This window comes from Bacillota bacterium, assembly GCA_040754675.1.
Taxonomy (GTDB): domain Bacteria; phylum Bacillota; class Limnochordia; order Limnochordales; family Geochordaceae; genus Geochorda.
Genome location: JBFMCJ010000072.1, coordinates 1 through 12,229 on the forward strand (window position 1 = coordinate 1; position 12,229 = coordinate 12,229).

The 12,229-nt window shown below is 64.8% G+C and carries 8 protein-coding genes and 3 pseudogenes; 7 read left to right on the forward strand and 4 right to left on the reverse strand.

From position 1 onward, the window contains the following. Positions 1-1,025: serine hydrolase (locus tag AB1609_06330; protein ID MEW6046085.1), on the forward strand; the 1,025-nt coding region annotated here is incomplete at its 5' end. 436 nt (positions 1,026-1,461) lie between these two features. On the opposite strand, the pseudogene AB1609_06335 reads toward AB1609_06330, so the two are convergent. The 3 genes and pseudogenes from AB1609_06335 to AB1609_06345 all read right to left on the reverse strand — a co-directional run bounded on the left by AB1609_06335 (position 1,462) and on the right by AB1609_06345 (position 2,516). Beyond that, a pseudogene (locus AB1609_06335) lies at positions 1,462-1,944 on the reverse strand (arsinothricin resistance N-acetyltransferase ArsN1 family A). A gap of 156 nt (positions 1,945-2,100) precedes the next feature. Continuing rightward, positions 2,101-2,349, reverse strand: a pseudogene (locus AB1609_06340) (hypothetical protein). After that, positions 2,298-2,516: a helix-turn-helix transcriptional regulator gene (locus tag AB1609_06345; protein MEW6046086.1), complete on the reverse strand. Its 219-nt coding sequence runs from the start codon at positions 2,514-2,516 to the stop codon at positions 2,298-2,300. Before AB1609_06345 ends, AB1609_06340 begins: the two are co-directional and overlap by 52 nt. Positions 2,517-2,939: 423 nt before the next feature. Here AB1609_06345 and AB1609_06350 point away from each other — a divergent pair, with 423 nt between their 5' ends. Both AB1609_06350 and AB1609_06355 read left to right on the forward strand, forming a co-directional pair. Next, positions 2,940-3,947: a GGDEF domain-containing protein gene (locus AB1609_06350; GenBank protein MEW6046087.1), complete on the forward strand. Its 1,008-nt coding sequence runs from the start codon at positions 2,940-2,942 to the stop codon at positions 3,945-3,947. A 194-nt stretch (positions 3,948-4,141) separates the two neighbouring features. Then, positions 4,142-6,223 carry an HD domain-containing phosphohydrolase gene (locus AB1609_06355; protein ID MEW6046088.1) on the forward strand — a complete coding sequence of 694 codons (2,082 nt, stop codon included), beginning with the start codon at positions 4,142-4,144 and terminating at the stop codon, positions 6,221-6,223. Positions 6,224-6,244: 21 nt separating this feature from the next. On the opposite strand, the gene AB1609_06360 is transcribed toward AB1609_06355, so the two are convergent. Beyond that, positions 6,245-6,982, reverse strand: coding sequence for a prepilin peptidase (locus AB1609_06360; GenBank protein ID MEW6046089.1), 738 nt, complete (start codon positions 6,980-6,982; stop codon positions 6,245-6,247). Positions 6,983-7,351: 369 nt separating this feature from the next. On the opposite strand from AB1609_06360, the gene AB1609_06365 reads away from it, so the two are divergent. From AB1609_06365 to AB1609_06380, 4 genes and pseudogenes are all read left to right on the forward strand, one after another. Continuing rightward, positions 7,352-9,013, forward strand: coding sequence for a GspE/PulE family protein (locus AB1609_06365; protein ID MEW6046090.1), 1,662 nt, complete (start codon positions 7,352-7,354; stop codon positions 9,011-9,013). A 273-nt stretch (positions 9,014-9,286) separates the two neighbouring features. Further along, positions 9,287-10,093, forward strand: a pseudogene (locus tag AB1609_06370) (PilT/PilU family type 4a pilus ATPase). 100 nt (positions 10,094-10,193) lie between these two features. Continuing rightward, positions 10,194-11,435 (forward strand): type II secretion system F family protein, encoded by a 1,242-nt coding sequence (locus tag AB1609_06375; protein ID MEW6046091.1) that lies wholly within the window; start codon positions 10,194-10,196, stop codon positions 11,433-11,435. A gap of 190 nt (positions 11,436-11,625) precedes the next feature. Beyond that, complete coding sequence (locus AB1609_06380) at positions 11,626-12,012, forward strand: prepilin-type N-terminal cleavage/methylation domain-containing protein (GenBank protein ID MEW6046092.1); 387 nt, start codon at positions 11,626-11,628, stop codon at positions 12,010-12,012. Positions 12,013-12,229 lie beyond the last annotated feature (217 nt).

Consider the following 12,229-nt stretch of genomic DNA (forward strand, 5'->3'; position numbering starts at 1 on the left):
CAGGCAGGAGCCTGAGGGGGTTCAACCGGCCTATAGACGCCAAGTTCGGGCCGGACGGAAGCTTGTACGTGGTTGACTTCGGTGTGTTCGAGTGGAATGACCGGACGCCCAGGGCGGTCCGGGGAACCGGCGTCGTCTGGAGGATCTTCCGCCAGCGCTCGGAGTACCATGAGTTTGTTTGCGCCACCATGGCGAAGCTGGAGGCCGCCAGGACCAGACCCTGGAGCCCAGATTACGGGCCATTGCAGGCCCGGCTACGGGCGTACCTGAGTGCCCAGCCGGAGAAGTGGGGCCTTTACTTCAAAGACCTGGCCTCCGGGAAGGCCTTTGGCGTCAATGAGTATGTCGAGATACCGGCTGCCAGCACGGTGAAGGTAGCGGTGGTACTCTACGCCAGCCATCTGGTAGCGGAAGGTAAGCTTTCCTGGGATGAGCAGTTGACCTACTATGCCCAACGGGACTGGCGGGGCGGGGCCGGCACGCTCCAGTTCACGGCCAAGGATGGAGACTCCTTTACCATCAGGGAACTGGCCGAAAAAGCCATCCGGGATAGCGACAACATCGCCTGGAAGATGCTGGAGAGGCGGCTGGGCAAGCAGAACATCATCAACTTCATGTGGAGCATAGGTGGAGAAAACGTGTACCCGGGTGGCCAGAACATCTCTACGCCAAAGGATAACGCCACCTACATGGAAGCGGCCCTGAACTTCGCCAAACAAAACCGGGATGGGGAGAAGCTCATATTCGACCTCGCCCATACCGTGTGGAATACCGGCCTCAACCGGTACATCACCGAGGTACCGGTGGCTCACAAGGAGGGGGACGTAACCGGCGTCGCCGACGACGTGGGCATCGTCTTCGCCGATTTCCCCTACATCCTGTCCATCATGTCCGAGGGGCATGCGGACGTGGAGGCGGGGTTCGAGAAGATCGGGGAGATCTCGCGCCTGGTCTACGACTACCAGAGGAGCCTGTCCCAAGGAGAGGCGGTGGTCATGGCAGCGGCTATCGCCAAGAACAGGTAGCCAGTGGGGTCCGCTTTTGAGGTTGTGGCCCCTTCTACGGCCGCAAGCACCTCTTCAGCGATGAACCCGTCCCGTACTACCGGAGGGCCGCCTGAGCATGGGAAAGGACGCCGAGATGGCCGGTCTTTCGCTCTCGGAGTTCTCTGGGACCTGTTGCTGGAATTCGACATTCCGGTGGTCAGCTACCGGACTTTGATTTGGCCCGAGGGCGAGCGCAGACCACCCCTGTATCGCGCGCAACCGTTGCGGGGGCTTTTGAAGCTCACCCCTAGGAAGGCCTGGCGGGTTGGCCGAAGTCGCCGCAACGGTATGCTTCCCGGCGTCCCACCGGATCCAGTGGCGCGACGCCGGGTGGTGACGCCCGCGCGGCGGATCGAGCCTGGCGTGCGGGGGATACCGCCTCGGCACCCCCGTCCGGGGATGCCGTCCCGGGGCCCAATATTTTCTCCATGGCCATGACATCCACGAACTTGCCGTCCAGCTTGCCATGATTCCTGAAGACGCCGACCCGGCGAAACCCCTTCTTCCTGTAGAGCCTTTGTGCGGCTTCGTTGAACGGGAAGGTAAAAAGGACGATCTTGTGGAACCCGTTCCGGACGGCTACCTCTTCGATCGCCTCGAGGAGCGCCGTCCCCACTCCTTTGCCGCGCCGGTCGCGCCGCACGTACACCGATAGGTCGGCCACGCCCGCGTGGACGGAGCGGCGGGAATACGGGTTGAGGGAGGCCCACCCCACCACCTCGCCGCCTTCCTCAGCGACCAAGATGGCATACCTATCCTCCCTATCGGCAAACCATTCCCTCGCGAACTCCATGTCTTTAGGCGCGTCCTCCAACGTGGCGATGCGGTCCTGTATCCCCTGGTTGTAGATGGCCAGTATCTGCTCCAGGTCATCCGCGACGGCCCTTCGAATCCTCATCGTCCCGCCCCTCCAGCGACTTCCAGTGACCCGGGCTGCTCGCCGCCGTTCCCGCCGCGGCGGAAGCCCAGGAGGCCCCGGGTAAGATCTTGGCCGTCTGACGGATGTTTCCTCCATGTCACGCCGTACGCGATCGAAGGCTGGCCTCCAGTTCAGCTCCTTTACACGGGTACCCTCCGCCCTGGTGGCGACGTACGGAACTACCTCCCAGCCGTGCGCTACCCCGATGGCGAGAGACCTGTCCGTGGCTGCCAGTATGGCCCCTCCGGAGAAGATGCCGTCCCGGGTGAACAGGCACGGCTCCTGGCGCAGGGTGAGCCTGCCCGCGCCTGGGAGAGGGCTGGGCATGGGGCTTAGGTCGAACTCCTCGAAGTGGCCACAGGCGACATGCCCCGCCTCGTGCATCGCGGCGAACAGTATCCTCCGTCCCTCCTGTAGCGGACGTTGAGGAAGCGGCCCGCGGACACGCTGTAAAGCTTGCAGAGGCTCGCCAGCTTGTCCCGCGGAGGGGCTGCGCGTCCGTTCTCCTGGCCGCTCAGGGTCTGGTCGGGTATGCCGGTGTACTCCTCCACGTCTTCCAAAGGTTACCCGCGCGCCTCCGTATCCCCCTCAGGCGCCGGCCTATGGTCTTTCCCAAGACCCTGAGCACAGCAATCCTCGACCGCTGCCAAACTCCCGAATACGGGGATTGCATGGGGTGACCGTGGGCTTGAAATGGAAAATAAGGATCGGGTAAGATGGACTGCCAGGGGCAGGAAGAAGAAAGCTGATCCGCGCAGACCGGAAGCTCAGATTTGAAGCCGTGGGTAGGAGGTGTTGTTCTGACGTGTGGGCGGTGTACTTGTTGATCGGTGCGAGGGGTTCTCTGGTGGTTTCGGCGGGCCGGGGCCATCTCGGGGCGGATGATCCCCTGGGTGGGTGAGTTCGCAGGCAGGCGGCTTGGCATCCAACCAGTATGCTAGGACGTAACCGCGGCGGGGGGAAGGGCAGTACCTATGGAGCGAAACGGTTCGACGGAGGGTCTATGGTACGCCCTGGGGCGCCTGAGGATCGGCCTGGGGGCGGGTTTGACCCTGCTTGCCCTGGTGTCCCTCCCGCACCGCAACCCGTTGCTTATCTTGCTATTCGGCTTGTTCGCAGCGGGGTTCGTTGGAACTAACGCTGCCGGGCTTGTGTGCCGCCCGGAGCGCGAAAGACTGGTGGAACTCGCCTCAATGGCGTTCGGGGTTGGGGCGATAAGCTGCCTTGTGGTGGCCACCGGTGGTGCTGATGGGCCGCTACTGTGCCTGTTCCTGGTTGCGGTGTTCACGCACGGGTTCAGGCCGGGACCGCGGGCAGCCTACCTGTCCGCGGCGCTTAATTCTTTGGTGCTGGCGGTCATCTGCGTGGCTTCTCTGAGGGATGGTTTTTCCACCGCGCGCGTGCTGGGACCTCTTGTGGTTGCCGGGCTTATGTGGCTTGAGGCGCGTGCCGTGGCTGTGGTGGTGAGGCACATAACGGTGCAGCGGGATGAGCTCATGCAGCTGGCCCAGCGGGACCTGCTGACTGGGCTGCTCAACCGGCGGTCGCTGTACGAGCTGGTGGGGCATCTGGTCGGGGAGGGAAGAGAGTTTGCCCTGGTCCTGGTTGACCTGGACGGGTTCAAGGCGGCAAACGATGAGCGTGGCCACCTGTTTGGGGACGAGGTGCTGAAGCGCGTGGCGGAGGCCATGCGGCGTTCGGTGCGCCGGGGAGATGCGGTGGCCAGGTATGGCGGGGATGAATTCGCCGTGGTGGTACCGGGCGGCCGGGAAGATGGTGAGCATGTCATGCGGCGGCTTGAGGAGGCGGTGGAGAGGGTGAGCCGGGAGATGGAGATTGACACCGGGCTGTCGGGCGGGGTCTCCGCGTGGCCTGCGGACGGTGCCACGCTCGAGGAGCTTCTGCAGGTGGCCGACCGGAGGCTTTACCGCGCGAAGGAGGTGAAGGGCCGGGTGCGCCCGGGTCTGGAGGCCATCGGGTGATGGGACAGGCCTGCGAGAATGTCGCCCAGAAGGCGGGATAACCCCCTGGGCTCGGTTGGAGCGACGGCGGGTCATAGCGAGCGGTGGCAGGTGAAAAGGGGAGGCTGAGCGCATCAAAGTCGACCATGCTGAGAGAGAAGCCCGTGTTCTATGAAGAGCTCAGGCGGACAGGTTTACACGAACTTCAAGAGAGCATGAGCCGGGCGCTGGGGCTATCGGTTATCGTCGCGTATCCGGACGGTCGTCCGTTGACCGAGCCGTCCAACCCGTGTGCTTTCTGCGCCATACTCGAAGGCAATCCGGAAGCGCGGGCCAGGTGCGCAGCTTCGCGTGCAGCCTCTGCGATGGCTGCTGCTTCTGCGGGGGAGGAGGTCCTTCACCGCTGCCATGCCGGGCTGGCGTATCTGGCGGTTCCCCTGCGGGTGGCCGGAGAAACGGTGGCGGTAGCGCTGGGTGGCAACGTGGCCGTGCGGCCGCTGGCGGACGACGCGGTGGCGCGGCTCGCCCGGGAAACGGGCGTTGATCCGGAAGAGCTCCTTGAGGCGGTCGGGACGGTGCCGATCTGGACGGAAGAGCGGTTTAGAATCGCCATGGCGGTGGTGCAGAAGGTGACGGAGACGGTGGCTCAGCTGCTCTACGCCAAACTGGAGCTGGGCAGGAAAACCGATGAGCTCGCCGTCCTGTTCGAGTTCGGCAAGGTGGTCTCGGGCAGCCTCGACGTGGGAGAAGTGGCCCGGCGCGCGCTGCAGGCGGTGCTTGGGCTGACCGGCGCCACCAGTGGGTCGGTGGTCATGCTTTCTGAGGCGCTGGAGGTCTCGGCCGCCGAAGTGGCGGCTACCGTGGAGGCCTCTGACGAGTTCCGCGTAATACCGTCGGGCGAAGTGGTTGCCGCCGTCGAGCGAGGTGCCGGCGCCGTTCACTTCAACAGCTGTCCCGGAGGCGCCACGCCCGAAGAAAGGCGGCCGGCGGTAGCCTTACCCCTGATGGTCGGGGGCAGGGTGACGGGCGTGCTGACCGTGGCGGGCAGGCCGGAAGGGGCGGGCTTTGTCCAAGACGAGGCCGCTTTCCTGACCACGCTGGGCTCAAGCCTTGGTCTGGCGCTCGAGAACGCCAGGCTTTTCCGCAAGCTTGAGCTCAGGGCGGCCATGCTGGAGCGGTTGATCGAAGTGGGGCGGGCGGTGTCGGGCAGCCTGGACGTAGACGCGGTGGTGGAGTCAGCTTTAGGGAGCGTCAGGGATGTGTTGGGGGCGGAGTGGTGTGCCCTGCGGCTGCTCGATGAGGAGACGGGCGAGCTGGTCTTAAAGGGGAGCCTGGGCATGGGCCAGGAGCTTCAGGCGAAGGCGGGCCGCGTCCGGCCGGAGGGCACCGTGCTGGGGAAGGTGCTGGAGACGGGAGAGCCCGTGGTCGTGGAAGACCTGGCCGAGGGCGGGCCAGGCATGCATCTACCCTACTACTCGGCCGAGGTGCGTGCGGCGGCCGTGGTGCCGGTACGGGCCGGTGGAAAGGTTCTGGGGACGTTGAAGGTTTATTCTCCCGTACCGCGGCGCTGGACCGAGGAAGAAGTCGGGTATATGGGGATCGTCTCAAGCCAGACGGGGCTCGCGCTGGAGAACGCCCGCCTGTACTCGTCGCTGCGGGAATACTATCTGAGTGCGGTACACGCGCTGGCAGCTGCCCTGGAGGCCAAGGATGTTTACACGCGGGGCCATTCTTTGCGCGTGGCGCGGTGGGCGCGGGCGTGCGCCCGCGTGCTGGGGCTTACTACCGAAGAGCAGGAGCAGGTGTACCTGGCCGGGCTCCTGCACGACCTGGGCAAGATCGGCGTGCGGGAGGGCATTCTGCTCAGGCCGGGGCGTCTCGACGAGGAACAAAGGAAGGAGATGCAGGGGCACCCGGTGGTTGGGGCGAGGATCCTGGGGCCGGCCAGGTTTCCGGCTGCGGTGATTGAGGCCGTGCGACACCACCACGAAGACTACGGTGGCGGCGGTTACCCCGCGGGCCTGGCGGGGGAGGATATCCCGCTTTTGGCCCGGATCATCCGGGTGGCGGATGCTTACGATGCCATGACGTCTGCAAGGCCGTACCGAAAAGCTCGCGCTGCCCAGTGGGCCCGGGAGGAACTGAGGCGGTGTGCCGGTCGTCAGTTCGACCCGTGCGTGGTTAAGGCCTTCCTGGGAATTCCGGCGGAGGAAATGGAAGAAATTGCCACCGCGGGGGGGGGGGGGCTGATAGCTTTGCTCGGCGAGATACTTTTCTCGCTAAGGCAGTGCGGTTGAGCGGCGGGGAGCTGCGCGCCGTTAAAAGATGACGGTCAAGAAGTACCACCCCAGCAGCTGCCGCCCCCATAACATGGCCGCGACGGCGCCGAGCGCCAGAAACGGCGCGAAGGGTATCCTGTCCTTCAGAGCTTTTCTTCTGGCTAAGACCAGCGACAGTCCGGCGATGGAGCCGGCGATGAACCCGAGGACGACCGCGAGCAACGTCATGGCCGGTCCCAGATACAACCCTATCAGGGCTGCCAGCTTGACGTCGCCGAGGCCCATCCCGCCCCGCGCGAGCAGGTATATCGCGAACATGGTGCCGAAGCCCAGGACGGCACCCGCTGCGCCCTTGTGGAGGACGGCGGAACCGTTGGGTGCTGAAGCAGCTCCCCACAGGAGCACCCCCGCTAGCAGCACGGCATCGGGTATGTACATGTGTTCGAGGTCGATGAAGCTCACCACTATGAGCACGGATGCGAGGGAGGCATACGGCCAGAAATCCCTCGTGCCGAAGTGAGTGGCGTACAGTCCGTACGCGATTCCGGCCGTCAGCGCCTCCACGACCGGGTACCTCGGCGAAATCGGGTTGCGGCAGTGCCTGCATCGGCCGCGCAGTGCGACATACGAGAAGAGGGGCACGAGGTCCACGGGGCCCAACCGCATGCCGCAGTGGGGACAGCGAGAAGGGGGCGCCACCGGGCTTTCGCCCCGGGGTATGCGGTGGATGACGGTGGCGAAGAAGGAACCGAAGATAAGCCCCAGGCAGGCGACGATCGCGCTCGCGGTCCGTCCCCCCGAATCCCGCTTCGTCGAGTCCTTGCTATAACAGGATCCCTGCTATGTATTGCGTGAAGGGTCAAGCACCAGTTACCATTTATACCAGATCCGGCCGGAGGCTGCAACGCGCCGGGCCGGAAGTCCCATCGCGGGCCCGGGGCGCCCGCGGTCAGATGGGCGGGAACGAGTCCGGAAGCGGGCGTCACGCGCGCCCTCGTACGCCGGCGAAGTAGGAAGGGGCGTGGGAGGGCGAAGTTGAGGCTCGGGGAGCATTCGCGAGAGGAAGACCTGGCGGCGCGGAGTGGTTCCTCGGGGCCGGGGCAGCGGGACGCGACGGCTCAGGTGCTGGGAGGGGGGCCAGCGTCAATGGCGCAGCGGCTGGGCGACATACTCTTAAAACACCGGAAGGTGACTCCGGAGAGCCTCCAGCGAGCTTTAGAAAGGCAGCGTCAGACCGGTGCCAGGCTTGGGGAAATCCTAAAGGACATGGGGGTTTTAGTTGACGAAGAAGTCGCCGCGCTCCTCGCCGAGCAGCTCGGTATTCCGAACATACCGCCGCACGAAATACGGCCGGACCCAGGCTTGTCCTCCGTGCTGCCCGAGGAGGTTGCCCGGGACCTCAGGGCGGTGCCGGTTTCCCAGACGGCGGAAGAACTCCTCGTCGCCATGGAGGACCCGCTCGACCTCGGGGCCGTAGAACGGATAACCGCGATGACGAAGAAGAAGGTGAGGCCGGCGGCCACTACTTCGGAAGGGATACGCAGGGGCCTCACAAAGCTGTACGGCATGGACCCCGTACTCGCCCAGGCTGTCCGGCTGCAGGCGGTTTCCGCGCCGCGCACCGAGGAAACCGAGGCGTCAACGGAGGGTCCCGCCGTTCGCCTCGTCGACCAGATCGTCGAAAACGCCATCGCCGAGGGCGCCAGCGACGTCCACTGGGAACCGGTGAAGAACGGGGTGAGGGTGAGGTACAGGGTAGATGGGGTGCTGCGGACCGCCGAAACGCTGCCCGCCGCGGTCTACCCTTCTGTCGTGGCCAGGATAAAGGTAATGGCATCGATGGACGTCTCGCAGAAGCGCCTTCCTCAGGACGGGGGCGTGCACGTCGAGAGGTTCGGCAGGGAAGTGGACATACGGGTGTCGACGATGCCCACGCTGTACGGGGAAAAGGTGGTCATGAGGATCCTTGACAAGTCCAGGGCGATCACCGATCTGAACAAGCTGGGCTTTTCGGAGGGCGACCTGTCGAAGTACCTCGACCTGATAAGAAGGCCTCACGGCATGATACTGGTCACCGGGCCGACCGGGTGCGGGAAGACCACGACGCTCAACGCGACTCTGCACGCGCTCAACAGGCCGGAAGTGAACATAATCACCATCGAAGACCCGATAGAGTATGAAATACAGGGGGTTAACCAGGTACAGGTCAACCCAAAGGCCGGCTTAGACTTTCCGGACGGGCTGCGGGCGGCGCTCCGGCAGGACCCGAATATCATAATGGTGGGCGAAATCAGGGACTCGGTCACGGCACAGATAGCGGTCAGAGCGGCTCTGACGGGTCACCTGGTGCTCTCGACCCTGCACACGAACGACGCGCCCAGCGCGCTGACCCGTCTGGTCGACATGGGCGTGGAAGGTTTCCTGGTCGCGTCGGCGGTCGTCGGGGTGGTAGCTCAGAGGCTCGTCAGGGCGCTCTGCCCGGCGTGCGCGATGAAGTTCGAGCTTGAGGAGTCGTCCGCGCTCCGGCGGTTCTTCGGGATACCCCCTGGCCCGTTCGAGGCGTACAGGGCTCAGGGCTGCGAGCGCTGCCGAAACACCGGCTACCGCGGCCGGCTGGCCATTTTCGAGGTGCTACCCGTGACTCCTTCGCTGCAGTCGATGGTGATGGAGAAAGCGCCCGCGTGGAAGCTGAGAGAAGAAGCTGTGAGGCAGGGGATGAGAGGACTCCTCCAGGACGGCTTCGAAAAGGCGCTGGAGGGCAGGACGACCCTCGACGAGGTGGTGAGGGTCGCGTTCGGATCGGAATGACCGGGCGGGTCAGGTAATGCGGGTGCTACTTGATGTGCTCAAGCTGGCGGTTTCGGCGGAAGCCTCCGACGTACACCTCACCGTCGGCCTGCCTCCTTGCCTTCGCATGGGGGGCAAGGTCAGGCGAGTTGAGGGGCCCGAGCTGGGGACCTCCGAGCTGGAGGAGATCGCTTCTTCCCTGCTTATCCAAAAGCAAGCTGAGGAGCTCAGGGAAAGGGCCAGACCGACTTCGCCCGTTCCTTCGACGGGCTCGGACGGTTTCGGTTCAACGTCTACCGCCAGAGAGGGCTGCCGGCCTTCGCCATTCGAGTCATCCCCTCGATGATACGCGGGTTCGAGGAGCTGGGCCTGCCGCCGTCCGTGAAACAGCTCGCCAGGTGCGCCAATGGCCTCGTACTGGTGGTGGGGCCGGCAGGAAGCGGCAAGTCGACGACTCTGGCGGTGATGGTCGATCTCATAAACTCCGAGTTTCCGAAGCGCGTCATCACGATAGAGGACCCGATCGAGTACGTCCACGGGCACAAGATGGGCATCGTCGAGCAGAGGGAAGTCGGCAGCGATGTGGCGTCCTTTTGCCTCGCTTTAAGAGCTGCGCTGAGAGAAGCTCCAGACGTCATTATGATCGGGGAGATGCGCGACCTCGACACCATGGCGACCGCGCTCACCGCGGCCGAGACGGGACACCTCGTCCTCGGCTCGATGCACACCCTGGACGGGCAGCATACGATGCACCGGATAATAGACGCCTTCCCCGCGTCGCAGCAAAATCAGATCCGGCTGCAGCTGGCCGGCGCCCTGAGGGGCGTGGTGGCCCAGAGGTTGCTCGGGACGGCGGACGGCACGGGGAGGGTTGCCGTCGCAGAGGTTCTCCTGGGGTCGCGTGCGGTTTCCACGTTGATAAGGGAAGGGAAGGTGCACCAGATCCCCTCCGCGATCCAGACAGGGGGTAGGCTCGGCATGGTGAGCTTCCAGGCGTCCCTGAAGAGTCTGCTCGATTGCGGAAGGGTCAACCGGGAGGAAGCCAGGATGGCTTTTCCGGAGATATTCTCAGATATGGGCGGCGGTGAAGACGCGCGATGAAGACGGAGGAGCTTCCCGCGAGCGGAGCGCAGGTAGGGGAACGCATCTCGGGGGCCGCCGGGAGCGGCTTCCGGACGCAAGCCCGGGATGGTGACGGCGGGTGAGGTTCAGCTACAGGGGAAGGGACCCCGCGGGCAAGGTCGTGCGCGGGGTCGTCGAGGCGGATGACCGCCTGGCGGCTTTGACGAAGCTGCGAGGCGCGGGAGTCGCCGCAACGGCGATAAAGCGCGCGCGGCCCGGACCGGGGGCCGGCTCGCGTACCGCAGGGGCGTTGCTCTCCCCCTGGCGCCGTGGCGCGGAAGGCCGGATGACCTCGCGGGAGCTTGCCTTCTTCTGCCGCCAGCTTGCAACGCTGCTTGCTTCAGGGGTCCCAATGCTGGCGGCGCTGGAGGCCCTGGGGAGGCAGAGCTCCAGCCGGAAGCTTTCGTCTTTCGTGTCGAGGATCGCGTCGCGGATAGCTTCGGGAAACGGCGTGGCGGGTGCCCTGCTCCAGGAAGGCTCGAGGGTGCCACCCATCCTTCCGACGATGGTCGAGGCCGGGGAAGAGTCGGGAACGCTTGACGAGTCTCTCGCGTCGCTGGCGGGGTATTTCGAGAAAGAGGACGCGTTCGAGCGCAAGGCACGCGCCGCTCTCGCGTATCCCCTGGTGCTGGTCGTCAGCCTGGCTGGGGTCGCGGCATTCGCTGTGGGCTTCGTGGTACCCGCGTTCGCCCGGCTTCTGTCGGAGATGGGGGCGAAGCCGCCGCGTGTCACGCAGCTTCTCATCGACCTAAGCGCGCTGGCCGCAGGCCACCCCGCTCTGTCGGTGGGGGCCCTGGTGGCCGCTGGCGCCGGCCTGGGGGCGCTGGGGGCAACTCCCCGGGGGAGGGAATTGGCGCTGAGGGGAGCCCTCCTGTTGCCGCCCGTGCGGGACCTCGCCGTGAAGCGCGCCCTCGGCAGGTTCTGCCGGACCCTCGGGACGAGCCTGAAAAGCGGGATCCCCATCATGCGAGCGCTGGCGGTGACGGGGCGCACGGTCCTGCACCGGGACCTCGAGAAGGCGGTCGCGCAGGCCCGCGAGGCGGTGAACAGGGGAGAAAGCTTGGTTGAATCCTTAGCTCGAAGCAGGGCCATACCTCCTACCCTCCTAAAGGTGATCGAGGTGGGAGAGCGGTCCGGCAGGACCGACGAGCTTCTGCTCAAAGCTGCGTCCTTCTACGAAGGGGAGGTGGAAGCCGCGATAGAGAAGATCTCGTCGTTGGTGCAGCCGGTGTTGCTCGTGGCGATGGGCATCGGGATAGCTATCCTGGTCGCATCGGTGGTGGTGCCCCTGTTCGAAGCTTATTCTTCCCTCGCGTTCTAGATCGCCCGCCGCCCGCGCACGCCGCAGGTGCTCGCTCAGGCCCCGATCGCCGTACGGGTTATCGCCCGGTGCCTGTCACCGGATGACCACGCCGTCGGACGCGGGCCGATCGTGTCGAATCGCGTATTGACAGGAATAGGCTGGCACGGTTAGGATTAATTTGTAACAATTCTGGGAGGAGGCAATGCAAATGAGCCGTGGAGCGCGTCGTGGCGGGCGGAGCGAGGGCTTCACGTTGATAGAACTCTTGGTCGTCATGGCGATAATCGCATTGCTGGGGGCCTTGTTGCTGCCGCGCATCACGGCCAATGCCAATGCGGCTAAAAAAGGTGCGTGCAAGCAGAACATGCTTGTCGCCGCAGCGGGGGTAGAGGCATATAAGGTGGAGCACAAGGGTGAGTGGCCGGACGAGATCGACGACATAACAGAGTATGTCGGGGAAGATGCGGCCAAGTGTCCAGAGAGCGACACTGAGTACTACTCGCTTTACGTGGACACTGGTGATAGCAATCACCATAAGTTGGAATGTTCCAAGCATGACCTAACCTACGATCTCGAGGAAGGCAAGTTCGAGTGAGCTTGGAAGCCGCCTACTCTGGTCGCGGTGGCTCCACCTGACCTTAGGCGGTGCACGGTGATCGTATGTCAACTAGCCGCGTCGTGGTGGGAGGCGCGGCGCGTCCCAACAGTGGCCGCCAAGCCTTACGGGGGTTCGGAGCTGCTTGTGGATGATGGGCGCTGGCCGGCGCGGGCGCTCGGCCCGCGCCGGCTTCTTCTTGCTTGAGGTGTCTCTT